The organism is Rubritalea squalenifaciens DSM 18772 (assembly GCF_900141815.1).
In the GTDB taxonomy this organism is placed as follows: Bacteria; Verrucomicrobiota; Verrucomicrobiia; order Verrucomicrobiales; family Akkermansiaceae; genus Rubritalea; species Rubritalea squalenifaciens.
Genome location: NZ_FQYR01000002.1, coordinates 402,331 through 426,469, shown reverse-complemented (window position 1 = coordinate 426,469; position 24,139 = coordinate 402,331). Strand labels below are relative to the sequence as shown.

Below are 24,139 nucleotides of genomic sequence, written 5' to 3'. Positions count from 1 at the left end.
TTCGCATAGCGGCGTATAAAAGTTAGTTTACAGAGTTCCACTAGAGCATTTATCCTTTGGTTTTAGATCTGAAATATATCCATCAAAGCTATGAAGTTGTGTTTGTTAGTCTTTTGTATCCAATTCGTATTCATCTCTGCCATCAATGGAGCTGGCTTTAAGGAGACGATGCGCAAGGTTGCTGAATCAAAAGTGAATTGTATTATAGTTACTCCCGAAGTCATACAAAGACATGGATCAATAAAGGTGCCTAAGCATGTTACAAGCCACAAAGTTGCAACGATTTGGGGAGATAGGTGTGAGGCATTAATAAAAGAGATGCAGAAATCTTATGAACGACTTCCATTTGATAAGGCTGCTGATGGCTCAGTCCTCATCATATTTCTTATGGAGGATCAACCGACTACTAGAGAGTTTATAATGTATGCAGACTATTACGATGAAGGCGTCATGCTGCGAATCGGGGGCAACCACTACATGACAACCAAGGAATTTAATAGAATCCTCCAAAAGGAATTATTAGATCTATCAAAAGGTGACAATAAAGAAGGAAAATGAACCGGCGCGATTAACGCCCACAGGTCAAGTCGTTTCTAATTTACAAATGCTTCGTGATAGGGGAGCTTACAGGAAGCCGTGGTACCGAGTGCCAGAGCGACCATGAGCAGCTGATAGATGGATACTGTTTTTCGGCGCGTTCGATCGTGCGGAACCGTAGCCAGTAGCGAGTAGGTAGTAGCCTCTCCGGATAAACCGGAGAGCAGGCACGCAAGCAGGCAGAATCGATCAGGCACAGAAGAAATTTCCCGCGGGAATTTCCGCTACCCGCTACTCCCTACCTGCTACGCCCCCTACCCACCCTTGATACCGCCTACTCCCCGCAGGGACCGGGTTTCATCATGCTGGAATCAGTCATCGACACGCCAAGCGCAAACCATTATGCTTCATGGTGTATATCGTTATTGCTGCCTAGCTCTCACGACCCTCAAGCCGCTGCGGAATGCCTGAGGGAAATAGACTAATCATACAGTTGGGCAAAAACTGAAAACACATCATGAAAAAATACATCTACGTTATCGCCTTTCTTCTTTCATTGGCAACGCCTTCGTGGTCGGACGAACTACCAGAGGGTGAGTTCATATTAACTCTAGAAGATAAGGGGCTAGTCGACTTACCTACAATTGCAACCATAAACACTAGAGATGGTAAGCCCTCTACGCTGAACTTTGAGCATAACCAGAAAAGTCATCGTGTTCCTATACACTTCAAAGAATTGGAGGGAGGTGTTAGTCGTCCTACCAAGTATTACAGTTTCAATGCAGTCGCCGTGGCAGATGATGCTTCATGGTCTATTGTCCTTTCGGGGATAGTAGGTAACAAAGGAGTGATGAGTGGCGTATTCCTGACTCATGAGTCTCTAACCGAAGTCGCCAATAGGGGAGTAAGTACGAGAAAATACTCTATGACTCTTACTCCTGTTAAGAAAAAATAGACTCAACAAGCCGACTGACACCAAAGGTCGGATTGACGCTAGATTCGAATTGTTCGCTGTAGGGGGGATCTTACAATTAAACTTTATGGAGTTTGTTCTAATCGCTCAAGTTAACGAATTCGCTGAAGCATTAAATGCAGTAAAATTACTGCATGATAATGCAGTAGAACATGCAGGAGCGGAGGGTTCGATATGCTATGGCATAGTTGTAGAATCGTGTATGGCGGAAAAAGCAGTCGAGGTTTTGAGCCGACATTTGCAAGAGTTTGAATCTTTAACCTTGCTCGATTAGTAATGTAAATTGGGATACACATTGCCCCCAATGCACAAGCTGACCCGCTCATCTTGTGTGTCCCCAGCAACCTAAGAAAGTGCCCCCCATGAAACTCAAAAGTTTCATGCAGGGTGGATATTTTGTCAGCTTACTTATACCAGACAGTGACTATAGCCAACATCTTGCCAAAGGAAGAATCTATAGAGATTATTTCAAGCTGAGGATTATTGTTGATCCATTCTAGCGCTTGTTGACGAGCTTGTTCAATGCGATCACGGTCAAATGCTGCTGTATGCAGGCCATTCTTGGTAGCTTCAAAATGAGCATACTTAACTGGTCTAGGAAGCGGTGGTGGTGATGAAGCCGAACTCATGCTTATTTGTCAGCGACGGAGTCGGTAGTGTCCAGCATCATTCGCGCTTGGTGTAGGGTGAAAGCTGAAGACATGTTAGACTTGTGTGTCGCCTATGAGCGAGGGGAAGTGAGAGAGCGACTTTGGCTCGTTTTGGATTGTTCCTTGATCGGAGAGGCGTACATGCTGTAGATCTAGCACAAAAGTTGAATCAAGGAGGGTGTAGTAAAAAATGTCAAAATTAAAAGCCAATCTGATAATTGGGAGCATATTGTTCATTTGCCAATCATGTTGTAAGAATGTGATGACAGACCAGCAGGCAGAAGAATCATGTTGTAAGAATCTGCTGACAGATCAGGAGACAGAAGAAATAATACGTTCTGTTTCGGAGTATACAAAAGATAGGGGTACACTTTCTATACCATTTGCCCCAAAACTAAAAAATGAAATTGGAGATCACGTCGAGGTGGTAGGCGGAACAGAGCGGGACAACCAAACAAATATGAAGTGAACAGACGCCACCAGCGAAGGAACTGGACCCACTTCAACTCCTCTCTCCAGCAAGAATCCCAAGATCGCACCTGAGAGAGTGCTCTTATTGTTAGACCTTGATCTTTCTCGATTTGGTTTGTTCCTTGATCGGGTGGGCTTACACAGCTACTCATGAATACCCGTATGAACAGAGTTTTGATAATATGCCTCGTGGTGATGATCCTAGTATTCGCCGGACAAAGTGTCTTCCTGGTTCACTTGGTACGAGACTCTGAGAAGAAAGATGAACGCCTGGTTGAGATGATCGCGACAATGGAGATGGCGCGCGTTCTGTCTGGGTCGCCAACAAATGAGCTAGAAAGAAAAGATCTAGGGTATCCTGAACTCGAAGACGTATTACTTGAGGAGCGGAACACTACGATAGACTTTATGATAGACTATGCCCCGAGGAATAAATTCTTTGAATCCTACATGTGGAGTTTCGATCATGAAGATAATTCAAAATCTTTGTCCCCTAAAGCGAAAGAGTACATGGAGACGCTAACCAGCCCCTAAAAACACCATAGAAAATTTGTCTCAGTGTAAGGTAGTTCTGGAATGTTACTAGCTGAGATCCATACAACTTTACCTCAGCAATGTTAGCTTTAAAAAATAGTATCAGTATTGCCATGCTGCTTACTCTGATTGGCATCACTCAAGTACAGAGTGAAGACAAATCCGGTAAGGCCACGCAAACAAATGATCAACAAGCCTTACTACAACTACAGATTAAGATAGAGAAGAACGATAATGGGGAAGTTACCTCTGTATACAGCTATTATCTGAAAGACGGGAAAGAAGTCCTTCACGGTGTGAAGTATACTTTCAAAAAAGTCATTAAACATAACTTGGAAGTAGAATCTGAGAGGAGGGATTATTACATACATGGCGAATATAGAGGTTTCCAAACTAGCGATAAAAAAACCATCGGACATTGAATGAATACATTCCCTCTAAAAATGCGAGATTACTGGAAACCCATCGGCTTTTTCATCTCTCTCCTGCTTGGGGTGGTTTTCACTTTCATGCCCTGGGGTGACGAGGGAGGTTTCCATGGAGTCGGCGTGCCGATCCCCCATGTCATCTGGGACAAGGGTAAAGATTATGTGAGTATCATCGGCATTCCTTTGAATATCCTCCTCTTCGTGGGCCTGTGGGCGCTTATCGTGCTGGCCGTGGCGACCTACTCGTTCCTCAAGAAATTACTCTCACGTAAATCAAGCCTGCCTAACAATCCAGAGACCCAGTGATGGAGAATGATCACAAGGTGAACGCGCGCTGGCATTAGATTTTGACACCCTTCAAGCGAAAGACTAGCAACGACACTGTCGTTTCACCCATCCCTTTCACAAATCACCGTCTCCCCTATCCATCAAACCATGAACATACTTTTGCGCATAGAAAATCCTAATCATGTTCCAGACAATATGGGTTTTGAAGAGGTTGTTGATGATGTATGGGTCTACGATTTCAACGATCTGATCACCGTAGATGAGGCTCTTATTCAGGTTTGTGAGCTGGCTCCTTTAGTTATTGGTGGAATGAAATTTTTTCATATCGCTTTGGAGCATGAACTGAATGAATATCTTCGATTTACACCCCAGCAATTAGAAGATTTGTCTCAGTGTAAGGTAGTTCTGGAATGTTACTAGCTGCGTGTCGCATCTGGCATTAGATTTTGGCATCCCTCAACTGGCGAACTAACAAGACTCTGACGTTGATATGGCTGATGATTTGTCAACTGGGTTCGCGGGTATTTTTCTAGCATGGCTTTGTTAGATCGAGTTTGGGGTAACGGCAGAGTAGAGGCGGGGAACGTGGCGGGCGTGGTGTGCTATTCGCGCAGACGTGGTATGCTGATATGCGAGGACTGATTACCTCAGTTTTTTGTCTTCACCTGGTGGCCTTGGTACCTCTCTCGAATCGAGCGCTCACGCCGTGTGTCCACGGGCTAGCTCATAACGTCATCGGGTGCCGGCCTTGCGCCTGTTGTTTTGTTTCGCGGTTTCCCCACCTCTATTCTGCCGTTGGGATTTGTTCTGTCAGGTTGCTTTATCGGTTTTGTACGGAGACTTCGTCTCCTCCTTTAAGCGGACTTTGTTTTTTGGAACCGCCCCCCGCCCCGGTAAGGGGTGGTTTATGGGTGGGGGCGGGTTCCCGGGGTTGGCGCTCCCGTTGGTCGCTGACCCCGCGCTGTGTTCCCTCATCCCTCCGGGATGCATTCTAGAGAACCCCAAAGGGGTTCCGTATGTTAGCCCGGCGGTTGCGACCCAAAGGATCGCTACCCCGGGAATAAGGTTAAAATAAAAATACGACCCCAACGCGGGTCGCGCAGGCTTCATCTAGCAAGGCTCCATCTAGCCCCATTCGTGCAATTCGTGAGATTCGTGGTTCAAAAGACGAGCTCTCCCACAGTCGCGCCACCAAGCAGGGCTCCATCTAGCCAGCCCTTCTGTCTCTTCCGTGTATTCTGTGGTGGAAATGCTTCAGCGTGCCGGAATCAGTCATCAGTAATCACAAATCAGTAATACCTCGCAGGGGTCTACCCCAACGCGGGTGCGTGGATCTTTAGATCGCTTATCCCAAAAGCTCCCAAATGGCTCACTCTGGCGACACCAAGAATAGCCTGTTCTTTTTGAGGATAAAGTACGAAGATCCACCTTATGCAGATGCTTTTCCGGAATTTCCTAGGAGCCTTGATGCTGCTTTTTCTGTCTTCCTGCGGTGTCGAGAAAGGAACTGATCAAGCATACAAGGCTGACTTGAACACATACGTCACCTTATCGGTCTCAAATGTCCGGCATGAGAATGATCTCATCACTTTCGACCTGGAAATTAAGAATGTTTCTTCAGAGCCGATAGAAATCAGCGATCATGGGGTTCAACTAGAAAAAGCATTGCTCAGCTCGGTCAGCATCGACGGCAAGCAGCATGCGCTAGAGAGTATACCATTCCCATTCAAACTGACAGCTGGAGAAGCGGAGGTGATCTCATGCAGCCAAGTGTTAGTCCCAGGTACTTCCATCCATGGACCCATCACTATCACCTTGGGGGTAATGAGCTGGAAGAAAGGAAGTACCGACTGGCACGAACGCGCTGAAGGCTGGACCTTGGAAGCAAAATATTCTCTGAAATAAGAATAGGACTACCCTCATTACCCACCTACCCTGCTTGCTATTCAGAAACATCCTAACATGAAGTGCCTTTATCTCACGCTGCTGGCGATGGTGTTCGCCATGATCAGTACTTGCAAACATGCCCCCAGCGAGGTGGAACTCGACCAGAGTTACTTCGAGCGATTTGAAATCGACCGGGATCGCTTCGGGCTGAGAGACGGCAAGGGCCTGGAGAGCGAAGTGACGACTACCTGCCAGTTCCATCTGGACCGAGAGCAATGGATGGAATTCCAAAAACACACCGAGGAGAAAGGCTTCAGCTCCTGGCAGAAAGGAGGCGTCAACTTCGGCCACTTGAATATCGGTGGTGCTGTGGAGGAGCAGATCTACTATTCAAAGAGACCCCAGGAGGGCAGCGGGAAAGATCTCATACTTTGCTACGATAAGGAGGCTCAGACGCTTTACTTCATCCTCTTCGGCTACTAGTGATTAATCCGGACATGAGCCATTTCACCGCACGATTCACCATCTCTGCAACGGACCTGTTTGCCCGCAAGTACGGCGGCACGGTTCGTTTCTGTGATGACGAGGAGTGGCGGATCGAGGCCGACTGGTGGAACGGGAAATACCGCCTCACTCATGACACCCTGCCCGAGATCCAGGACCAAAGCTCATTCTTCTCGCGCACCACGGATTTCAAGCAGCAAGGCGTCTTGCTCTGCTCCACCTATGAGCGCATGGGGGCTACGAACTGCCTCAGGACAGATGGCGTGAACACCTACTACAAGTTCACAAAAAAGGATGGGGACAGCTGGTACTACCAGAGTGAGGAGCTCGCCGTCTACATCCCTGCGAGGGACCATGAAGCGAGCATGGAAGTGATCTACCACCAGCCAGCCGACAAATGGAAATACGCCCTCCTCGCCCTGATGTCCTACCTAAACATCCAGCACATGGATGAATAGGCCGGCTTATTTGTTTTACGGGGTATCAGCTGTGCTCTAGAGTCAGCGTTCCTCTCTCTATTTGAGACAGGACCGAAGCATTTCTGAACCCCGTGTTGGCGTGACTCCCTAAGTGAAGCAATGAAACAGACACTCCCGATCATATTCTTCATGTATCTGCAGACGGCAGCCTTTCTGGCTGGCGAGCCATTACCGAGATCATTCAATGAAACTGCGGGCTGGTCTCAATGGCGCTGCGGCGATCTTGTTTTCCAGCAAACACGCTCCAGTAAAACGAGGAATCTAGCCCTCTTTGATGGTGAGGGTAAGTTTGTGTTAGAGGGATCTATCCTTAGTATCTACAAAGTCACGAAGAGCCAATTCATCGTTCACTCAGCTGCAGACTTTAGTGGGGAAATTTCAAACAGGCTCTCTGTTATTAGTCTCCAGAATGGGGCTTGGAGTGTGAAGCAGTTGTTTTTTTCTTCACTGAGCATGATTGAATTCAATGGTTTCACCGAGGAAGGCTGGGAGTTTAAGTTTACGCCTTTGGAACGGCATCCAAATAAAGAGCCTGAACAGTTTGTTGCGAGACCACCTCTCTTTCTCTTGATTGATAAAAAGCTACAGCTATCGCACCGCGATGACATCAAGGATAAAACCAAACCTGAAAAGGATCCCTTTGCAGACGAATGAGAGGCCACCAAAGGTACCACTCCCCTTCCTCCACCCCTCCGGGGTAAAGCGCCCGCGGGGCGCTTGTCATTGCCCCTTCGGGGAGAATTAAGAATCGGGAACACAGAATCAAGTCTGGGACAATGGAACGAAGTCCTGAGGGATTTTGGTTGGCCATGAGTCATTGGGGTTGGCCTCCGAAGGCGCTACCTGTTAGATCATTCGAAACCGTAGCCAGTAGCGAGTAGGAAGTAGCCTCTCCGGGTAAACCGGAGAGCTGGCACGCAAGCAGACAGGAGGGTTCAGGCATCGAAGAAATTTCCCCCAAGGAAATTTCCGCTACCCGCTACTCCCTACCTGCTACGCCCCCTACCTTCCCTTGATCCATGCCCCTCCGGGGCCTACTCCTGGTAAGGTAACCCCGGCGGCACACGTCCTAACATATCTAGATAAAAATCCAGCTGGCTGTCATCCAGTTGTCCCTGCTCGTGTAGGTTCTCCACCCTGGATCTCAGCCCGGTCTTGGCGTACCGCTGCATCTCCGGGTGGACCTCATGGAGCAGATCGATCGCGGTCCCCAGACTGTCCACGCTGATCCCTTCCGATCTGAACATCTTGAACACCACCTGCAGATGAAACTCCGGCCGGCGGTCCTGCAGGTCCTTCAGACGCTCCAGCACATAGAGGAAATTGGCAATGTCCATTTCAGCCATCGCCTCAGCCATCACACCGCTCATATAGGACTGGCTCACCCCGGAGTCCAGGCCGCGCTCAAACTGCTCCACCGGATCCCGCAGCGTGGCGATCAAGGTCATTTTAAACCGATCCGGAAAATGGTCGCGGCTCAGGTCCAGCCCCTTCACCAGCTTCTCCGCCAGCACTGGCGAGTATTCCCTGAATTCATAGATCATCATGCCCAGCTGGCCGACATCCCCCTTCTCCAGCTTACCGTCCTCAGGGATGCGTGAGAGCAGCTCATCCACCAGGTCCTCATTGATCGCCTTACGTCTCACCCGCGGCACCAGGTCTGCCCAGATCCCCTCCGGCACCTTATCAAAGCCGCTGAGCTCGGGCTCCTCCCCTTCCGGGAAGGTTAAATTCATCTTCCTCAGTCCGAGCACGATCTCGTCACTCAGCTCCGGCGAGTGCCTCTCCACCCAGCTCAGCGTGACCCCTAGGTCAATGGCCTCTTGCGGGCTCAGAGTTCTCCCCTGCTGGATGCAGTCCAGCACTTCATCCACAACCTCCGCGCCGTACTGGAACTTCCGCGCCCTTTGCCTCAGCTCCTTCAGCCGCTCCCCCATCAGCGCCTCCTTCGGCTCCTCGCCCAGCTGCACCTCCGGCTGCTCCTCTGCTTCATCGGCGGGAGTCTGCTCCGCGGGCGCCTCCTCGGCCGCCGGCTCTGCCTGCTGCTCACTAGCCTCCACAGAGGTATCCCGATACACCCAGTGCAGCGCAGCCATAAAGAAAATCAGGATGAAAACTTTCATAATATCCACACACAGAATTCAGCATGCCCTCCCGCGGAGAACTCCGCCGGAAAACACACCCCATGCACATACCACACAGCACCACCCATTGCAATAACTCATCTAGAATAGGTGCCTTAGGGAGGATTTAGAATCAAGCCCCTGCGGGGTATGACTGATTACAAATTACGGATGACTGATCCCGGCACGATGAAGCATGGCCCCTGCGGGGAGTGGCAAGGATAGAGGAGAAAGGAAAAAGGCCTGCTTGATGGAGCGGCTGTGGGAGAGCTCGTATTTTTGAACCACGAATCTCACGAATTGCACGAATACTGGGCTGATGGAACCCGGCACGATGGAGCGTGTCTAACCACAGAATACACGGAAGAGACAGAAGGGCTGGCTAGATGGAACCCTGCCTGATGAAGCCTGGCCCCTACGGGGAGTGGGAAGGATAGAGGAGAAAGGAAAAAGGCCTGCTAAATGGAACCCGGCACGATGAAGCATCCGCGACCCGCGTTGGGGTCGTGTGTTGTGTGGTGGATATTCCCGGGGTAGCGATCCTCCGGCTCGCAACCGCCGGGCTAACATACGGAACCCCGTTGGGGTAGAGCGCCCACAGGGCGCTTGTCATGGGTCAAGGGTCATAAGTCATTGGGGCCTGCTAGATGAGCCCCTGCGGGGAGTAGGCGGTATCAAGGGAAGGTAGGGAGCGTAGCTGGTAGGGAGCGTAGCTGGTAGGGAGCGTAGCTGGTAGGGAGTAGCGGGTAGCGGAAATTTTCGTGGGAAATTTCTTCTATACCTGATTCATGCTGCCTGTTTGCATGCCTGCTCTCCGGTTTATCCGGAGAGGCTACTCGCTACTGGCTACGGTACCGAATGATCTAAGCGGAAACTCAAGCCCAATGACTCCTGACCCTTGACCCATGACAAGCCCGCAGGGCTCCTATCAGTCATGCCCCGCAGGGGCCACACAAACATCCCCGCCAGCTCACACGGAGGAACTGGCGGGGATGTCATCTTTGGGGTGGTATATAGGGGAGAATAAATTTCCGTAACTTGACCTTAATCATGCCCAAAGAAACATATCGGGTCAACGCAGCTGTACCCCGACTAAATAGTCGGGGTATTTTCCTCATCCCCCTCCACCATGGGCCCGCCAGCTCATCCGCCACACCAGCTACTGAGTACAAAGAACTTAACTGCGTTCCACACACAGAGCCTAACACCACCAACTATCAACTAGCCGGATAAGCAGACCACCATCTCCATGCCAGGCACAGCGTTTTGAGTATTACGTGTTACGTCAGCCCGCCATGTTCCATCAAGCAGGCTCCCAATGACACTTGACTCATGACAAGCCCGCAGGGCTTCTATCAGTCATGCCCCGTAGGGGCCTCGCTTCATCAATCCGGCAATCTGTCCCAATCTGAATAATCTGTGGCTATAAAAGCTTCATCGTGCCGGGTTCCATCTAGCCCGCATTCGTGAGATTCGTGCTATTCGTGGTGGAAATGCTTCATCGAGCCGGGTTCCATCGTGCTGGACTGCTTACTTCACACTTTCTCCTGATCACTCCCCGCAGGGGCCATGTTTCATCGTGCCGGAATCAGTAATCCGTAATTAGTAATCAGTAATGCCCCGCCCCATAGGGGCCCCCTGAACACCCCCGCCAGACAGCTACACACGCGGAGCCACTGACGAGGATGTCTTTTGGTGGTATTTTGGGGGGAATCTGAAAATTGCTAGACAGCCTCTCTCTAATGCCTGCTGCGCTTCCTCACGTCTATAGGTAGACACCCCCACAGGGGGAAAAACACACACAGACCGGAGATAAACCGATCGAAGGCAAACCACCTAACACAAACATAATCGGCTGACCACTAAATAGTTAAATAAACTTCTCCACCACACCCTCTATCCACTCCCTCTCGCGGATAGATGACACACTCGCACACTCCGCTAAAAAAATAGCATTAAGCCACATTTCAGGATTGTCATAATCTGAGCCCTCTTGTTAGTAATCTAGCCGATATGAATATGAAAAACATCATCTTGCCTTTGGCTCTCGGTATGACCGCGACAGCGTTCGCCGGTGAGAGCTACTCAGCAAAATCCGCCAAGGAAGTCATCCCACCAGCACCTGAGTGCAGCCTTCAGTGGTTCCTCGGCGCCTCCGCAGGCTACCTCACAGATGCGGATGAAGAAATGTACCACCTTCAGTTCGGCGTAGAAAAGATCTGCCCTAACAAGTGCTCCCACGCTCTCTTCCTGGAAGTAGGCTTCACAGAGCTCGACGACTCCGTGGACTTCGGCCCACAGGTCACCTCCAACCTTCCTGACCAGCCATTCGGCGAGTACGACCTGGAGACCCAGATCGTGCCGATCACTCTCAACTACAAGTACGAGTGCTCCCTCACCCAGAACCTTAACTGGTACATCGGTGCAGGCGCAGGTATCGCCCTCGTGGACATGGACATCGACTCCGTGGAAACCAGCGACAGCGAGTCCTTCGACGACGAAGTTTTCTACGCCCAGGCATTCGCCGGCCTCACATACAACTTCAGTGAGTCCTTCGAAGCATTCGGCGGCGTACGCTACATCTACATGGATGACGCAGACCTCACCGGTCTCTCCGAAATCGACGACAAAGGCGACATCGACGGTGATGTCCTCGTCGAGCTCGGTCTCCGCTACAACTTCTAATCACTAGAAGTCAACCGTCTAACCATCTCCACAAGGCCTGCACCCGCAGGCCTTGTTTGTTTTCCGGCGGGAGTTGCCAGCTTGCTAGCGAGTAAAGCACCCTGAGCGATGATTCGGAACCGTAGCCAGTAGCGGGTAGGTAGTAGCCTCTCCGGACAAGCCGGAGAGTGATCACGCAGGCAAGGCGGTTAGACACAGTACAAAAGAAATTTCCGTGGGGAATTTCCGCTACTTGCTACTCCCTACCCGCTACGGCCCCTACCCACCCTCGCCCCATGCCGAAGGAAAGAACCCCAAGGGGGTTCCGGATCTCAGCCCGGTAGGCGCTTGTCCTTAATCAAGGATCATTGGGAGCCTGCTTGATGAAGCATGGACCCTGCGGGGAGTGTTCAGTATCAAGTAAGCAGTTTGCAGCCCTGCTAGATGAAGCCCTGCATGGTGAAACGTTTTCCACCACGAATGACACGAATCTCACGAATGGAAGCCCTGCGGGGAGTGGGGAGGATAGAGGAGAAAGGATAAAGGCCGATAAGATGGAACCCATCCCTCCGGGATGCTCACTAGAGAACCCCAACGGGGTTCCGTACCTTAGCCCGCGGGTTGCGAGCCGAAGGGTCGCTACCCCGGGAATAGGATTAAAAAAAACAACACGACCCCAACGCGGGTCGCGTAAGTTTCATCGTAGAGGGTGCCATCAAGCAGGAAACATCCCGTAGGGAGACTATTTGTAATTAGTAATCACGAATTAGGAATTCCCCGCAGGGGCTCACCCCGGGAACCCGCCTCTATTGAAATACCACCCCGGAGGAGTGGAGGAAGGATATTCACCACACTTGTCTCCTTCATCCCTCATGATGACCCGCAACTAGACGGCCTGCTTGAACCATGTTAATAGATAGTGCACCTATGACCTCAATGTTGCCCATTACCCCAATGGCCAGGTCATCAGGTTAACCATTGTGCGACCAACGCCTTCAAGAGCTTCATGGTGTCGCCCCTCCGATCAAGATGGAAGTTATGCAGAACAAGCGAAAACATAAAATCTGGACAGCTCGTGCTATCAAAACGGTAGTCATTTACCTGCTGGGATTTTTCTTACTTTTCGGGAAAAATCATTATGCGTGGTATCCTGGCATTACTTCCTACAAATTACGTTTTTCTTCCTCAGAAGACATCGTGGATCCTAGTTTTTTTTCTAACGCTGCCTATGCAGTGTATTTCCCCATGCGCGAATTGCTAAGTAGCTATCCGGTGAATTTGTGCAATAGCCGTGACCGTCGGCTCGAACATATCAATCAACAGCGAATCAAAGAGGCTCTTGAAGCAGGCAGCCAATGACGACCCCAATGTTGCCCATACCCCCAATGGTCAGATGATTGATAGATTTAATTTGTTCTCATCCAGGGGAAGCGTACAATCCTGACAACCCATTTGCTAGATGATGAAGACAACCATCTTTTTTCTATTAAGTTTTGCCTTATTCACCCCACTACTGGTGGCTGATGACAGAATCGACGAGGTGGAAATGAAACATCTTGGCGGCTTTGAAGTGCCGTTCCATTTCTTTCTGAAAGAAAAAGGGTATATCCCGATCGTCTATCTAAACTCCTATCCAGTTAAGCCAAGAAAGCTAAATCTGGAGGAGAAGCAAAAGCTTTATATACTGCTACGTTCTGCTGAGGCGGCCAGCTTCGATAAGCATCAACAAGATTACTTCCTATCTAGAGACTGTGATTTATTCAAACTGCTGACGCTAAATATCGAGTTACCAGATAGCGAAATAGAGAAGACTGAGCTAAAAGTTGGAGTGATAGCGAAAATCTTACTATCATCGATTGCAGAGGAATCAGCGCTACCGCTCCTGAAAAAATGAACTCACATGCTGTCCGTCGTCTCCATCATGCCTTTCACTCTTAAATCATGAAACATTCTCTCATCTTTAGCGGGTTTTCGCTTTGCATCCTATCTGTCTCCTGCAAGCCAAGTGAACCTACGGCAGAGAAATCCTCATGCTGCCACGAACCTGCCAGCCATGAGGAGAAGGCGGTGAGCACACCGGGCGAATTAGCGACCTTAGCTGAAGCGATCAAAGAGATCCACTTCAGGTCTGTTTCTATAGACAGCTATTCAGCTGTCGACGTGAGCTTGGCGGACGCTGTTAAGCCTCTGGAAAAAAAGTACAATGATCAAATCGGCGGCTTTGACAGCAAACTCAAATTGAAATTTGTCGTCCATGGTGCCGATGAGCAGAAGCTGACATTAGTCGTGAAGAATATGGATCTCTACCACGTGCTAGACATTCTCTGCATTCAGTCGCAGTATTCCTACCTCATCAACGAAGAAACGATGGAGATTCTGTTTTTACCGATTACTGACTAGTGTGAACCTCCCACTAAGCAAGCTAATCCAATACACTTCTAATATTTTAAGCATGAAACTCCCCACAGCTCTAGCCATCTGGCTTCTTCTCACCCATCTAGCGTTTTCAAATGAGACCGTTCGCTGGAAATCCTCTGTGGCTAAAATCAAGATGGTGGACGACCAAACCGTCATCGACATGGAGACCCAGAAGGATGATAGCCTCAAGGTCAGCATCACCATTTCCAAAATGGAAAAGAATGGAGAAGAGTATTTCGTTTACTCACACCCATTCATCAAAGATGTGAAGGCAACCTCCACGCTCAAAATTCCCCCTGGAAGGTACATGCTGAAAATCAGGAATGATCTCACCGACAAGGTCTATGTCCAGAAAACCATCGTCTTCACGGACAAGTCCTTACGGACTTACCGTCTAAGAATCAAAGACAAGCAATAAACCCCAGCAAGGAGATAGACCCACCCACTCTTCCAATAGTTGGGTAAACTCTTTCTTGAAAGATATAACCCTAATTAAGCCACACAATTTCCATGAAAGCCTATCAATTCTGTTTACCTGTTTTTATTCTATGCTGGCTTGGACAAATGTACCTAGCTGCGGAGCCAAAACCATTGGGTGAAGTTTGGCTTTTACCTAAAGCATTCAAAGCTGCTGAGAAGATAGAATATCTAAATGAAAGTCAGGGAAAGGAACAGGTATTGCATGTGTTGGTCAATCACGGTGCTAAAACTGCCTCCGCCAAGGACATGAGAAGTAAAGTGCAAGAGATCGCTATCTACTACGCGAATAAAAATGTCATGAGGTATCCTGTACGCAATGGAATTATCTTGTTAGATGTCACTGACAGCAATCATGATCTCACCATACTCATTACTCTTGACCTAAAAACATTTGAAGAAGCCATTCTTCGCGGAGGTAGTCAGTACAAAGGTCCAAGCAATTTTGACAAGTTTATGATGAAGTCCAAATAGAAGAGAGTATGTCAACAAAGCTAAAACAGCACCATGTTTAAAGCCACCTCCACCCCTTAGGGATGTGGTGCCCTCCGGCCTTGGGAGTCTGCTTGATGGAGCCCCTACGCGGAGAATTGAGAATCGAGAATACAGAATCGATCTCCTGCTAGATGAAACTTACGCGACCCGTGTTGGGGTTGGCCCCTGCGGGGAGTAAAAAGGATAGAGGTTAGAGGAACAAGCCCGGCTTGATGAAACCTGTTCCACCACCCCTCCAGGGTGGTTTTGTTAGGAGGGACGGATTCCCGGGGTTGCACTTGCCAAGGCAAGCTTACCACCGCGCTCTGCTCCATCATCCCTCCGGGATGTTTCCTGCTTGATGGCACCCTCTACGATGAAACTTACGCGACCCACGTTGGGGTCGCCTTCTGTTTTTAATCCTATTCCCGGGGTAGCGACCCTTCGGCTCGCAACCCGCGGGCTAAGGTACGGAACCCCGTTGGGGTAGGCCCCTGCGGGGAATTACTGATTCGTGATTACGGATGACTGATTCCGCCTAGATGAAACCCCAATGACTCATGACCAACCAAATGCCCTCAGGGCTTCGTTCCATTGTCCCAGACTTGATTCTGCATTCCCGATTCTTAATTCTCCCTGTAGGGGCAATGACAAGCGCCCATAGGGCGCTCCATCCCGTAGGGATGATGGAACAGAGCCCGGGGTAAAGCGCAGCGTACCCCGGGAACCCGCCTCTTTTGTAATACCACCCCGGAGGGGTGGAGGAAGGGTGTCACTGCCTGTTGGTAAGTCAGCCAATGACCAGCCCTCAGGGCTTCATTCCATCGTCCCAGGCTTGATTCTGTAGTCTTGACTCTCAATTCTCCCCGCAGGGGATCATTCGTGAGATTCGTGCTATTCGTGGTGGAAAAAGCTCCATCGTGCTGGGTTCCATCTTATCGGCCTCTATCCTTTTTCCTCTATCCTTTTTCCTCTATCCTTTTTCCTCTATCCTTTTTCCTCTATCCTTCTTACTCCCCGCAGGGGCCACTTCTCCCCGCAGGGGGCCTACTTCAGCTTGAAGATCTCCGGGTTCAGGTACTGGGGCTTTACGAAGCTACGGTGCTTCCTGTCCTCCTCGGTCAGCGGGCTCACCACCAGCGCGGGCAGCTGCGGGATGCCCGAGCCGTCCTTGTAGTCGCTACTCTTGCGCATCACCATCGCCCCGGCGGAGAAGAGACCGCCCATATCGCCGATTAGTACATCGATCTTGTACGAGCGCCCCTGGCTCAGGCTGAAAGGCTTGCCTTCGTACAAGGCGGCGCCCGGCTTGCCCGGCACATTGATCGAGCCACGGCGCGTGCGCTTCTCACCCGTGAATCCCTTGTCAGAGGCATCCAGCACGATCTTTCCATCGATCGCGATCACCAGCACATTGTCCCCCCAGCCTATCAGCCGGTGCGTGCCCGATGTCTGCGCCACCACGTCCCCGGAGTAATGCACCAGCCACAGCCCGGGCTTTGTCTCCGGAGCCTGGAATGCCTGGCCCGCCTCCACATCCGGAATCCCCTTGAAGACGATCGAGGATGTGTACAGCTCCACCGGTGAGGTGAAGTGCTTGTAGCGCGCGGGCGCCTTCCACGTACGGCCCCGGGTAAAGGCCTGGATGATCTTTGTATACGGTCCCTGGTCCAGCTTCTTCAGTCCCGTGGGCTTGCCAGAGCGGTCACGCTTGAAATCATAGAAAGTCCCACGCAGTCCGCTGTTAGGGTTCGTGCTGCCGAAGGAACTGAAACCTCCGCCGCCAGCACCGCTGCCCACGCCATTGCCCCAGCCGCTGCCGAAGTCCTCAGAATCTCCAAAATCCAGCGAGGGTGTATCCAGATCCACGCTCGTCACCGGCACGGCCAGTTCCGTCACACTTGTCGAGGCGATCACGCGGCTGAGCGTCTTCGATGGCGCCGAGGGCTTGCGCTCCACCTGGTTCACAATCTCCGGCTTTTCCACCCGCTCCTCCGCATCCTGAGACCCGGCAAAGGTAATGATCTCCGGAGTCTCCTTCACCTCCGTCGTCAGGAAAATCACCGCCATCACCAGCCCCAGCAAGACGCAGAACAACAGCGCCATCATCACCGAAATCATCGTTGAATTTCTTCTCTCCGCCTCGAGCGCTCTCAAGGCTTCATCACTTAACTTGGCATGGTAACTCATAATCTCAGGGATAGGCTGTGCAACGACACGGGTGCAAAATTCTTTGCTCCTCGAAAACGAATAAGACAGCTTTACCCTGCCCAAGCCCTCAGCGTCAACCCCTCTCCTCTCCCCCCGTGTCATAACCCCCTGATCCACGGCCCCGTGTGGCCAGTAATCTGCTAGAGGGAACGCGAGAAGGAAGCACTCAGCGCGCTTCATCTAGCAGAGCTTCACCAAGCCCACCCTTCTGTCCTTTCCGTGTGTTCCGTGGTGGGCTATAAGCAGCCCGATTCTCGGTTCTAGATTCCCGATTCTAAATTCTTCCCCTTATCGGGTCTTTTGGCTTCCCACTCTCGGCAGGGGTTCCATCATGGCGGGCGTCGTATGCACCGCGTGACTCACATCCTCTTCCGCATCCACCTGGGCCTGAGCGTTCTCTGGTTCACGTTGCTATTCCGTCTGGAAGACCCGCCGCTCCAAGAGCTGGTGGGCGAATCCCTTTTCAGCACGATCACCATCACTCTCAGCACCCCCCTGCTCATCTTCACTGCCTTGCATGACTGGGGACTCAGCCACCCCACCAACCCACTCCGGGAGGCGCTCACCTTTACCATCTGCACGCCGCTCAACTCCCTTGTCGCCGCCTGGCTTCTCTCCCTCGTCTACCGCCACTTTATCAAGCCCGATCCCCTACCTGAAACCCCGGACACCACCCTGATCCCCACCAGCCCCAATCCCGTTCACCCTAACAAGTTAAAAGCACCAGCTGCAGAGCAAGACCACTTCCCACCCCGCCCACAGCCAAGCCCCGCTCCATTCACCACCGAGCACGTCTACATGCTTGCGCTGCTAGGCAAGGCTGGTGCCGAGAAGGCCATGATCCAGTGGGCAGTCGCGCGTCTGGAAGAAGGCTGCGAGGGAGAATCCACCATCCTGCTCGCCGGCGCGGATCACGAGGACGAAGACACCATCGGTTACCTCTTTCACAAAGCCTTGCAGGAAAGTAGCTTCACTCCACCATTAGACGATGAGGAAGCAGCCTGGCTTGAGCAGCAGATCTGCCGGGAAATGCTCGCCGGCCACCTCACACCACAGCTAGGCCTGGATTACCTGCTCCGTGCCTGCACCCAATGCGGCTACTCCGATATTCTCCACAAGTGGGAAAAGCTCTATGATGCAATCGACATGCTCAGAAGTGAAGGCCAGAACTACGACAGCCACGCGGGCATGACCCTCGCCACCATCGACGACCACATCCTCCAGCAAGCCCGCCAAGTGCTCGACGAATCCCAGCAGCCATGATCCGCAAAGCCTTCTCCATCATCCTGCTCCTGCTCGCGCTCAGCCCGGTTGTCATCAACCTCTGCGGGTGGCACCTCTTCGCGTACTACCAGCAAGGAGACAAAGACTACATCATCGGAGCGGTATCCGGGGGAATTCATCTAGCCAAAGCAGACCACACGGACTTTTCCTCAGAGGACCAGCTTGGCATCGATCAGGCACTAGGCATCCAATACCATGAACTTCTCAAGTCCGGTTCCTTGCTCATCTACGCCGAAGGACTCGAAGATCCCTATGGTGCTTCTAGCCCTCTCCACAACTTTATTCTCTTCCCCATCGATAAACACGATCCCGCTGATGCGGCTGAATACGCCTTCGTCACCTTCCCGCAGCTCCTGCTGATCGCCTTCACCCTTCTCATCATCCTGCTTCTCAACCACGGCGAGCTCAACAAAGGCCGCAAAGCGAAGAAGGCGTGAGGGATGTAGCGCCCTCTGGCCGCTTGAACGTGCGTTATTGGTTAATGGTTATTCGTTAATGGGCCGGCTTGATGGCACCCTCTACGATGAAACTTACGCGACCCGCGTTGGGGTCGTGTTCTATTTTCTATCCTTTTCCCGGGGTAGCGATCCTTCGGCTCGCAACCGCCGGGCTAAGGTACGGAACCCCGTTGGGGTAGCGCCCTCCGGCCGCTTGTCATGGGTCAAGGGAGGGTAGGGGCTGTAGCAGGTAGGGAGTAGCGGGTAGCAGAAATTTCCAGTGGGAAATTTCTTTGGTACTGTGTCTAACCTTCTTGTCTGCGTAAGCGCTCACCGGTTTATCCGGTGATGCTACTTCCTACCCGCTACTGGCTACGGTTCCGAATGATCCTGCCGGCTTCTTCTCGCGTGGGCGTACCCCAATGACTCCTGACCATTGACCCATGACCAGCCCGCAGGGCTTCGTTCCGTTTAGCCAGCGAACCCCAACGGGGTTCCGTCGTCTAGCCCGGGGTCAGCGACCAGAAGGAGCGCCACCCCGGGAATAAGATTATAAAAACAATACGACCCCAACGCGGGTCGCGTATGCTTCATCTAGCCCGCTTCTTGATTCTCAATTCTTAATTCTCCCCGGCAGGGGCCCTCCATACCTCTACGGAAGAAAGGGCGACATGCCCGTACCCAGCTCCTCCAGCATGAAGAGAACCTCCCGGTAGTGCTCATCATCCACAAAGCCCATGTAAAACTTGGCGTTCGTCCTCAGCACCACTGGTGTCCGCCCCATCGACCAATATTTGGGCAGCGGATTGGCATCAATCTCAGCATGACGTTTTGAGCTGAGACCTTTCGAGCCTTTCGGGTTAAACCTCATCTCCCGATATGCCTTGATCTCTTTCTGGACATGCTCCAGCACCAGCTCGCGGTAGGCGGCATCACTCATCTCAGGCAGGAATTCCAGCTCCGCGCGGTACTTCAGCTTGTGTGTCTTCACCTCTCCATTCAGGACCACCGGACTTACCGAGCGGTTCCAGCTCACCTCAAACTTTGCCTCCACCACAATCTTGTTTCCCTCCCGCCGCAGGTCCCACTTGTCCTTTCCCAGTGCATACCGGTATGCGGGCAGGTAATACTTTTCTAACATAGCCTCCAGCAGTTCCGCTTGCGCAGCATCGTCCTTCTTGTCCGCCTCCACCCCCTGGATCTTTGTCTGGCCATCCACATTTCTCTCCACCGAGAATCCCTTCTCCACATGGAAATAGACAAAGAACTCCCCATTCTCTCCGCCACCGAAGGGATCCCCATAGCGGAACTGCAGCTTGAGCTCGGAGCCATCCGCCTTCATTCCTGTCTTGATAGGGTCAGCTAAGCTCTCCTTCGGAACCAGCTCCACCTGGCGTGTATCCAGACTTCCCCTCACCTCGCCCAGCCTTAGCTCTATCAGCAGGCCTCCATCCACTTCGCGGATCTCATAGGCATACTTACCATGATCCTTCTGCACATGCTTCGCACGCAACGCGAAATGCTCCACCTCCGCCCCCACCGGCAGCAACGCCATCACCCAGACAAGCAAACAACCAACAAACTTCATCATACCCATCACCTAAACCTGAAACACCCCCGCACACAACCCCATTCCTCCACCTGAGCACGTGTTATTGGTTAATGGTTATTCGTTAATTGGCCGGCATGATGGAACCCCTGCGGGGAGAATCGGGAACCGCTCTCCTGCTTGACGATGCCCTGCTAGATGAAACTTACGCGACCCGCGTTGGGGTCGTGTTATTTTTAATACTCTTCCCGGGGTAGCGACCCTTCGGCTTGCAACCCGCGGGCTAAGGTACGGAACCCCGTTGGGGTAGGCCCCTGCGGGGCATTACTGATTGGTGATTACGGATTACAGATCGAATCCCTGCGGGATGTAGCGCCGGCGGGCGCAATCACTGCGGTGATTTCCGGTTTTCTCATGTGCTATCTGTGCTAGAGTTTAGGTGTAGAAATGGAGGATGTTTTTCTATGAGCCTTATTGCCTTGGTACTATTCTGGATCATCGTCGCTCTGGCGTTTGTCTCCATCTTGCCGCTCAAGCTGGACAAGGCCATGAGGTCTTGGCCTCTGTTCATCCCAGCCGTGGCGATCATCCTATTCCTGGTCCGCGAGGTGATTTTAAACCGCTTGTATCCGGTGGAAAGCGTACCTATCCGGATCGACCTCCCACTCGTGGCGGCAGCGGTGATTGTGACCTTCATCGCCGCTCTGATCCGCTGCATGCTGATCCGCGCGAGGACGCACCATCGCTCATGATTTTTTGAGCAAAGTGGGAGATGTACGGCCATGCGTGTTTCTGTTACCCTGCCCCGGATGGAGTCTCTTCAGGAGCAAAGGAAAACGAAGTGGCGTAAGTTCGCTGTCATCACCTTCTGGGTGGTCGCCACCTACGTGCTGATTTTTTTCCTGCTGTTTAAGGTCGAGCACCCACTTGGGCATCGCGATATCACCTTATGCCGCATCCGCCCGCAGCTCGCAGAGCACATCCATTCTGAGGCGCTTAGCAGCAGTCTCTATGCTGTCTATTTCCCCATGAGAGAGTGGCTTGGCTCCTATCCGGTGAATCTCTACAATTCTCGTGACCGCAGGTATGAGCACATCAACCAGCAACGCCTGAAACAATATCGATGACCCAGCTGTGATAAATCCATTCCTCCACCTGAGCTTACGTTATTGGTTAATGCTTATTCATTAATGGGCCAGCATGATGGAACCCTGCGGGGAGAATTCAGTATCAAGAATAAAGAATCGAGAATCATGCTTGATGATGCCCGGCTTGATGAAACCTGTTCTTCCACCCCTCCGGGGTGGGTTTATATTTTGGCCGGGGTTCCCGGGGTGGCGCTCCCTCTGGTCGCTGACCCCGCGCTACCTTCTATCACCCCTCCGGGGTGTTTCCTTCTAGCCGAATCAGTAATGCCCCGCAGGGGCCAAGTTTCATCTAGCCGGTAATCCATCCCAATCTGTGATATCTGTGGTTAGAAACGCTTCATCAAGCTGGGTTCCATCAGCCCAGTATTCGTGAGATTCGTGTAATTCGTGGTTCAAAATACGAGCTCTCCCGCAGGGGCCCATCTAGCCAGCCCTTTCCGTCTTTTCCGTCTTTTCCGTCTTTTCCGTCCCTTCCGTGTATTCCGTGGTGGAATACGTTTCATCTAGCCCGCTTCTCGATTCCCGATTCTTGATACTCAATTCTCCCCGCAGGGGTCAAAAAAAGAGCCGTTGGCCAATCACCAACGACTCTCAACTTACACAAACTAATATGTTAGAACAAACACGATAGCGTATTAGCGGCGGCGTCTGGCTAGCAGCGCCAGACCGGCGAGACCGATCAGTGAGGTGGATGCCGGCTCAGGGACAGCGGCGGTGGCATCCAGCACGAAGTCATCGTAGTAGTACTGCGCGGAGACATTGCCCACGGCGCCCGGCTTCTCCAGCCTGAGATAGATCTTCTGGCCGTTGGCCCCGGCATTGGCGATGTCCGCACCACTCACATTCAAAGTGACAATGTCATCGGTGATTGTGTAGGTGGTGGAGGCCAGGATGCCTGTGGCGGTGGTGGAGGTACCGTCACCGAATCCCAGGGAGACGCTCGGCAGGGTGCCGCTGTTCTGGGTAGCGCCGCTGTCCAGGTCAAAGCTCAGCGAGTAGTCGTTGCCGGAGTCCCAGTTCGAGGAGAGCACGATGTTCGCATTACCTGTCTGGTAGCGGAAGCCCAGGTAGAGGTGGTTCGCATCCGTGTAGGAGCCGGGGCTGGTCTCATTCACTGAGATACTGGTCGGGCCGCCGATACGGAAGAAGGTATCGAAGTTATCCAGCGTGCCATCACCGTCATTGACCAGGCTTCCGGTGGTCAGGCCATCAAAGTTCTCTGACCAGATGGTAGCCGCGGAGCTCGTGAGCGGAAGTAGCGGAGCCAGCATGCCTGCCAGCAATATCTTGGGTGTGTGGAGTGTATGGAGTTTCATTATGTGTATTTTCAAGAGTTCACCCTAACCAACAGAAGATCAGGGCATTCCCAGAATAAGGAACCCCAGTAGCCGCACAAGATTCCCGCCTGCTTTTCCACTAGACTCCTGAGGAATCTAGATGGAAAATACCCATTGCCCGTAGAGCCTGCTCTATACTCACCCCACTCACGACTCCTCATGCGCCCCATCAAGAAAGACTCACTCGCCAAACGCCTGGCAGACCAGCTGGAGCAGGACATCCTGCAGGGTATCTGGAAAGACCAGCTGCCCGGCCGCAGTGTCATGGCCCAGCACTACGAGGTCAGTGTCAAAACCTACCTCGCCGCCCTCGCCATCCTGCAGGCCGCCGGCCATATCTCCGCCACCACCCGTGGCCGGCCCTTCCAGATCCTCACCAAAGCCGACAGCCAGGCCCGCAGCCAGCAGCAGCACAATCTCATCATCATCCACACCTCGCGGGCGCCTCTCACCGCAGAGCACGCCAGCCTGCTGCACGAGATCCAGACCTACTGGGAGTCCCACGCCGGCACCGCCACCAAAGTGGCGCTCGACTACAAGAACCTGGGCAATGCGGACAAGCGCATCGCGGAGATTATCCACCGCCATTCCGCCGACGCCGCCGTGCTGCTGAATGCCCCGCTGGCCATCTCCGGGGAATGCTACCAGCGCATCCCCACCTTCCAGATCGGCGGACTCAAGCCAGACACCCCGAAACTCAGCACTGTAGGCTGCGGATTTGCCGAGGAGATCGAGCGCTTCGCCCGCCTGCTCATCCAGTGGGGCCACCGCAGGATCCTCATCCCCGTCTACGATGAGACCTCCCATCCCATCTGCCTGAGCGGGCTGCAGGCCGCCTATGATGACAGCCCGCCGCCGGAGGACATCGAGCTGCTGCTGCCCGTCTTCTTCAGCTCCCACCCGGACGCCTGGAAGAAATTCTGGAAAGACACACTCTCCAGCCTGGAGCCCACCGCCGTCATCGTCATGGATGACGTGCGCCTGCTCTCCCTCTACAGCTTCTGCCAGCAGGCAGGCATCCGGATACCGCGGGACCTCTCCGTCATCCTCTTCAGCTACAATCCGAAGCTTGAATGGATCTCCCCCCGCCCCACCATGGGAGTCATCCCCACCCAGAAAATGCTCGCCCAGTTCAAGCACTGGTTCGAGACCCACTACAAACCCCTCGGCTCCAAAACCTTCCCCCTCGACCACCTCTGGGGAGAAAGCATCAGCAAGATCTAACACCAGCACCAGCCATCATTCACCAGCCGTTAGAGCTTCACC

General features: G+C 52.2%; 26 protein-coding genes. 21 read left to right on the top strand and 5 right to left on the bottom strand.

Going from position 1 to position 24,139, the window contains the following annotated elements:
• Positions 1–168: 168 nt before the first annotated feature.
• Both BUB27_RS01995 and BUB27_RS01990 read left to right on the top strand, forming a co-directional pair.
• On the top strand, positions 169–558 hold the full coding sequence (locus tag BUB27_RS01995) for a hypothetical protein (RefSeq protein WP_159434736.1): 390 nt from the start codon (positions 169–171) through the stop codon (positions 556–558).
• A 496-nt stretch (positions 559–1,054) separates the two neighbouring features.
• Complete coding sequence (locus BUB27_RS01990; protein ID WP_143157866.1) at positions 1,055–1,492, top strand: hypothetical protein; 438 nt, start codon at positions 1,055–1,057, stop codon at positions 1,490–1,492.
• A 422-nt stretch (positions 1,493–1,914) separates the two neighbouring features.
• On the opposite strand, the gene BUB27_RS01985 is transcribed toward BUB27_RS01990, so the two are convergent.
• Entirely contained in the window at positions 1,915–2,139 is a 225-nt protein-coding gene (locus BUB27_RS01985; protein WP_143157865.1) for a hypothetical protein, read from the bottom strand.
• Positions 2,140–2,781: 642 nt separating this feature from the next.
• On the opposite strand from BUB27_RS01985, the gene BUB27_RS01980 reads away from it, so the two are divergent.
• The 8 genes from BUB27_RS01980 to BUB27_RS01945 all read left to right on the top strand — a co-directional run bounded on the left by BUB27_RS01980 (position 2,782) and on the right by BUB27_RS01945 (position 7,405).
• The gene (locus tag BUB27_RS01980; protein WP_143157864.1) at positions 2,782–3,165 is read left to right on the top strand and encodes a hypothetical protein; all 384 of its coding nucleotides are present in this window, start codon (positions 2,782–2,784) and stop codon (positions 3,163–3,165) included.
• A gap of 80 nt (positions 3,166–3,245) precedes the next feature.
• Positions 3,246–3,587 carry a hypothetical protein gene (locus BUB27_RS01975; RefSeq protein ID WP_143157863.1) on the top strand — a complete coding sequence of 114 codons (342 nt, stop codon included), beginning with the start codon at positions 3,246–3,248 and terminating at the stop codon, positions 3,585–3,587.
• The gene (locus BUB27_RS01970) at positions 3,588–3,899 is read left to right on the top strand and encodes a hypothetical protein (RefSeq protein ID WP_143157862.1); all 312 of its coding nucleotides are present in this window, start codon (positions 3,588–3,590) and stop codon (positions 3,897–3,899) included. It abuts the gene before it with no gap.
• 129 nt (positions 3,900–4,028) lie between these two features.
• Positions 4,029–4,301, top strand: a complete 273-nt coding sequence (locus BUB27_RS01965) for a hypothetical protein (protein ID WP_143157861.1) — start codon at positions 4,029–4,031, stop codon at positions 4,299–4,301.
• A 1,011-nt stretch (positions 4,302–5,312) separates the two neighbouring features.
• Positions 5,313–5,786 (top strand): hypothetical protein, encoded by a 474-nt coding sequence (locus BUB27_RS01960; protein WP_143157860.1) that lies wholly within the window; start codon positions 5,313–5,315, stop codon positions 5,784–5,786.
• A 57-nt stretch (positions 5,787–5,843) separates the two neighbouring features.
• Entirely contained in the window at positions 5,844–6,251 is a 408-nt protein-coding gene (locus BUB27_RS01955; RefSeq protein ID WP_143157859.1) for a hypothetical protein, read from the top strand.
• Positions 6,252–6,265: 14 nt separating this feature from the next.
• Positions 6,266–6,730 (top strand): hypothetical protein, encoded by a 465-nt coding sequence (locus BUB27_RS01950; RefSeq protein ID WP_143157858.1) that lies wholly within the window; start codon positions 6,266–6,268, stop codon positions 6,728–6,730.
• A gap of 120 nt (positions 6,731–6,850) precedes the next feature.
• Complete coding sequence (locus BUB27_RS01945; RefSeq protein WP_143157857.1) at positions 6,851–7,405, top strand: hypothetical protein; 555 nt, start codon at positions 6,851–6,853, stop codon at positions 7,403–7,405.
• A gap of 380 nt (positions 7,406–7,785) precedes the next feature.
• Here BUB27_RS01945 and BUB27_RS01940 read toward each other — a convergent pair whose 3' ends face one another.
• A complete protein-coding gene (locus tag BUB27_RS01940; RefSeq protein ID WP_143157856.1) occupies positions 7,786–8,829 on the bottom strand; it encodes a hypothetical protein in 1,044 nt (347 codons plus the stop codon).
• A gap of 2,064 nt (positions 8,830–10,893) precedes the next feature.
• On the opposite strand from BUB27_RS01940, the gene BUB27_RS01935 reads away from it, so the two are divergent.
• The 6 genes from BUB27_RS01935 to BUB27_RS01905 all read left to right on the top strand — a co-directional run bounded on the left by BUB27_RS01935 (position 10,894) and on the right by BUB27_RS01905 (position 14,907).
• Positions 10,894–11,559 (top strand): outer membrane protein, encoded by a 666-nt coding sequence (locus tag BUB27_RS01935; protein ID WP_159434735.1) that lies wholly within the window; start codon positions 10,894–10,896, stop codon positions 11,557–11,559.
• A 1,017-nt stretch (positions 11,560–12,576) separates the two neighbouring features.
• Entirely contained in the window at positions 12,577–12,897 is a 321-nt protein-coding gene (locus BUB27_RS01925) for a hypothetical protein (RefSeq protein ID WP_143157853.1), read from the top strand.
• A 100-nt stretch (positions 12,898–12,997) separates the two neighbouring features.
• Entirely contained in the window at positions 12,998–13,432 is a 435-nt protein-coding gene (locus tag BUB27_RS01920; RefSeq protein ID WP_143157852.1) for a hypothetical protein, read from the top strand.
• Positions 13,433–13,479: 47 nt separating this feature from the next.
• Positions 13,480–13,938, top strand: a complete 459-nt coding sequence (locus tag BUB27_RS01915; RefSeq protein WP_143157851.1) for a hypothetical protein — start codon at positions 13,480–13,482, stop codon at positions 13,936–13,938.
• A gap of 52 nt (positions 13,939–13,990) precedes the next feature.
• Positions 13,991–14,374 carry a hypothetical protein gene (locus BUB27_RS01910; RefSeq protein WP_143157850.1) on the top strand — a complete coding sequence of 128 codons (384 nt, stop codon included), beginning with the start codon at positions 13,991–13,993 and terminating at the stop codon, positions 14,372–14,374.
• Between the two features lie 92 nt (positions 14,375–14,466).
• The gene (locus BUB27_RS01905) at positions 14,467–14,907 is read left to right on the top strand and encodes a hypothetical protein (protein WP_143157849.1); all 441 of its coding nucleotides are present in this window, start codon (positions 14,467–14,469) and stop codon (positions 14,905–14,907) included.
• A gap of 1,047 nt (positions 14,908–15,954) precedes the next feature.
• Here the strand turns inward: BUB27_RS01905 and BUB27_RS01900 are convergent.
• A complete protein-coding gene (locus BUB27_RS01900) occupies positions 15,955–17,097 on the bottom strand; it encodes a hypothetical protein (protein WP_143157848.1) in 1,143 nt (380 codons plus the stop codon).
• A gap of 366 nt (positions 17,098–17,463) precedes the next feature.
• On the opposite strand from BUB27_RS01900, the gene BUB27_RS01895 reads away from it, so the two are divergent.
• Together BUB27_RS01895 and BUB27_RS01890 are read left to right on the top strand one after the other, a co-directional pair.
• Entirely contained in the window at positions 17,464–18,381 is a 918-nt protein-coding gene (locus BUB27_RS01895; RefSeq protein ID WP_159434734.1) for a hypothetical protein, read from the top strand.
• Positions 18,378–18,839 (top strand): hypothetical protein, encoded by a 462-nt coding sequence (locus BUB27_RS01890; RefSeq protein ID WP_143157846.1) that lies wholly within the window; start codon positions 18,378–18,380, stop codon positions 18,837–18,839. The genes BUB27_RS01895 and BUB27_RS01890 overlap by 4 nt, the downstream gene beginning before the upstream one ends.
• 652 nt (positions 18,840–19,491) lie before the next feature.
• Here BUB27_RS01890 and BUB27_RS01885 read toward each other — a convergent pair.
• Positions 19,492–20,430, bottom strand: a complete 939-nt coding sequence (locus tag BUB27_RS01885; protein WP_143157845.1) for a hypothetical protein — start codon at positions 20,428–20,430, stop codon at positions 19,492–19,494.
• A 422-nt stretch (positions 20,431–20,852) separates the two neighbouring features.
• On the opposite strand from BUB27_RS01885, the gene BUB27_RS01880 reads away from it, so the two are divergent.
• On the top strand, positions 20,853–21,140 hold the full coding sequence (locus BUB27_RS01880) for a hypothetical protein (protein WP_143157844.1): 288 nt from the start codon (positions 20,853–20,855) through the stop codon (positions 21,138–21,140).
• Positions 21,141–21,170: 30 nt separating this feature from the next.
• Positions 21,171–21,515, top strand: coding sequence for a hypothetical protein (locus tag BUB27_RS01875; RefSeq protein WP_143157843.1), 345 nt, complete (start codon positions 21,171–21,173; stop codon positions 21,513–21,515).
• Positions 21,516–22,171: 656 nt separating this feature from the next.
• Here BUB27_RS01875 and BUB27_RS01870 read toward each other — a convergent pair.
• Entirely contained in the window at positions 22,172–22,852 is a 681-nt protein-coding gene (locus tag BUB27_RS01870; protein WP_143157842.1) for a PEP-CTERM sorting domain-containing protein, read from the bottom strand.
• Between the two features lie 135 nt (positions 22,853–22,987).
• Here BUB27_RS01870 and BUB27_RS01865 point away from each other — a divergent pair, with 135 nt between their 5' ends.
• Complete coding sequence (locus BUB27_RS01865) at positions 22,988–24,097, top strand: substrate-binding domain-containing protein (protein ID WP_143157841.1); 1,110 nt, start codon at positions 22,988–22,990, stop codon at positions 24,095–24,097.
• The last annotated feature ends 42 nt before the right edge of the window (positions 24,098–24,139 follow it).

What these genes read in the sequence shown, in the direction of transcription:
- BUB27_RS01900 (WP_143157848.1), bottom strand. Translation starts at nt 17,097, where the DNA reads ATGAGTTACCATGCCAAGTTAAGTGATGAAGCCTTGAGAGCGCTCGAG.
- BUB27_RS01945 (WP_143157857.1), top strand. Translation starts at nt 6,851, where the DNA reads ATGAAACAGACACTCCCGATCATATTCTTCATGTATCTGCAGACGGCA.
- BUB27_RS01965 (WP_143157861.1), top strand. Translation starts at nt 4,029, where the DNA reads ATGAACATACTTTTGCGCATAGAAAATCCTAATCATGTTCCAGACAAT.
- BUB27_RS01975 (WP_143157863.1), top strand. Translation starts at nt 3,246, where the DNA reads ATGTTAGCTTTAAAAAATAGTATCAGTATTGCCATGCTGCTTACTCTG.
- BUB27_RS01885 (WP_143157845.1), bottom strand. Translation starts at nt 20,430, where the DNA reads ATGATGAAGTTTGTTGGTTGTTTGCTTGTCTGGGTGATGGCGTTGCTG.
- BUB27_RS01990 (WP_143157866.1), top strand. Translation starts at nt 1,055, where the DNA reads ATGAAAAAATACATCTACGTTATCGCCTTTCTTCTTTCATTGGCAACG.
- BUB27_RS01905 (WP_143157849.1), top strand. Translation starts at nt 14,467, where the DNA reads ATGAAAGCCTATCAATTCTGTTTACCTGTTTTTATTCTATGCTGGCTT.
- BUB27_RS01870 (WP_143157842.1), bottom strand. Translation starts at nt 22,852, where the DNA reads ATGAAACTCCATACACTCCACACACCCAAGATATTGCTGGCAGGCATG.
- BUB27_RS01955 (WP_143157859.1), top strand. Translation starts at nt 5,844, where the DNA reads ATGAAGTGCCTTTATCTCACGCTGCTGGCGATGGTGTTCGCCATGATC.
- BUB27_RS01980 (WP_143157864.1), top strand. Translation starts at nt 2,782, where the DNA reads ATGAATACCCGTATGAACAGAGTTTTGATAATATGCCTCGTGGTGATG.
- BUB27_RS01910 (WP_143157850.1), top strand. Translation starts at nt 13,991, where the DNA reads ATGAAACTCCCCACAGCTCTAGCCATCTGGCTTCTTCTCACCCATCTA.
- BUB27_RS01960 (WP_143157860.1), top strand. Translation starts at nt 5,313, where the DNA reads ATGCAGATGCTTTTCCGGAATTTCCTAGGAGCCTTGATGCTGCTTTTT.
- BUB27_RS01915 (WP_143157851.1), top strand. Translation starts at nt 13,480, where the DNA reads ATGAAACATTCTCTCATCTTTAGCGGGTTTTCGCTTTGCATCCTATCT.
- BUB27_RS01935 (WP_159434735.1), top strand. Translation starts at nt 10,894, where the DNA reads ATGAAAAACATCATCTTGCCTTTGGCTCTCGGTATGACCGCGACAGCG.
- BUB27_RS01880 (WP_143157844.1), top strand. Translation starts at nt 20,853, where the DNA reads ATGAGCCTTATTGCCTTGGTACTATTCTGGATCATCGTCGCTCTGGCG.
- BUB27_RS01925 (WP_143157853.1), top strand. Translation starts at nt 12,577, where the DNA reads ATGCAGAACAAGCGAAAACATAAAATCTGGACAGCTCGTGCTATCAAA.
- BUB27_RS01950 (WP_143157858.1), top strand. Translation starts at nt 6,266, where the DNA reads ATGAGCCATTTCACCGCACGATTCACCATCTCTGCAACGGACCTGTTT.
- BUB27_RS01970 (WP_143157862.1), top strand. Translation starts at nt 3,588, where the DNA reads ATGAATACATTCCCTCTAAAAATGCGAGATTACTGGAAACCCATCGGC.
- BUB27_RS01875 (WP_143157843.1), top strand. Translation starts at nt 21,171, where the DNA reads ATGCGTGTTTCTGTTACCCTGCCCCGGATGGAGTCTCTTCAGGAGCAA.
- BUB27_RS01920 (WP_143157852.1), top strand. Translation starts at nt 12,998, where the DNA reads ATGATGAAGACAACCATCTTTTTTCTATTAAGTTTTGCCTTATTCACC.
- BUB27_RS01895 (WP_159434734.1), top strand. Translation starts at nt 17,464, where the DNA reads ATGCACCGCGTGACTCACATCCTCTTCCGCATCCACCTGGGCCTGAGC.
- BUB27_RS01995 (WP_159434736.1), top strand. Translation starts at nt 169, where the DNA reads ATGCGCAAGGTTGCTGAATCAAAAGTGAATTGTATTATAGTTACTCCC.
- BUB27_RS01890 (WP_143157846.1), top strand. Translation starts at nt 18,378, where the DNA reads ATGATCCGCAAAGCCTTCTCCATCATCCTGCTCCTGCTCGCGCTCAGC.
- BUB27_RS01985 (WP_143157865.1), bottom strand. Translation starts at nt 2,139, where the DNA reads ATGAGTTCGGCTTCATCACCACCACCGCTTCCTAGACCAGTTAAGTAT.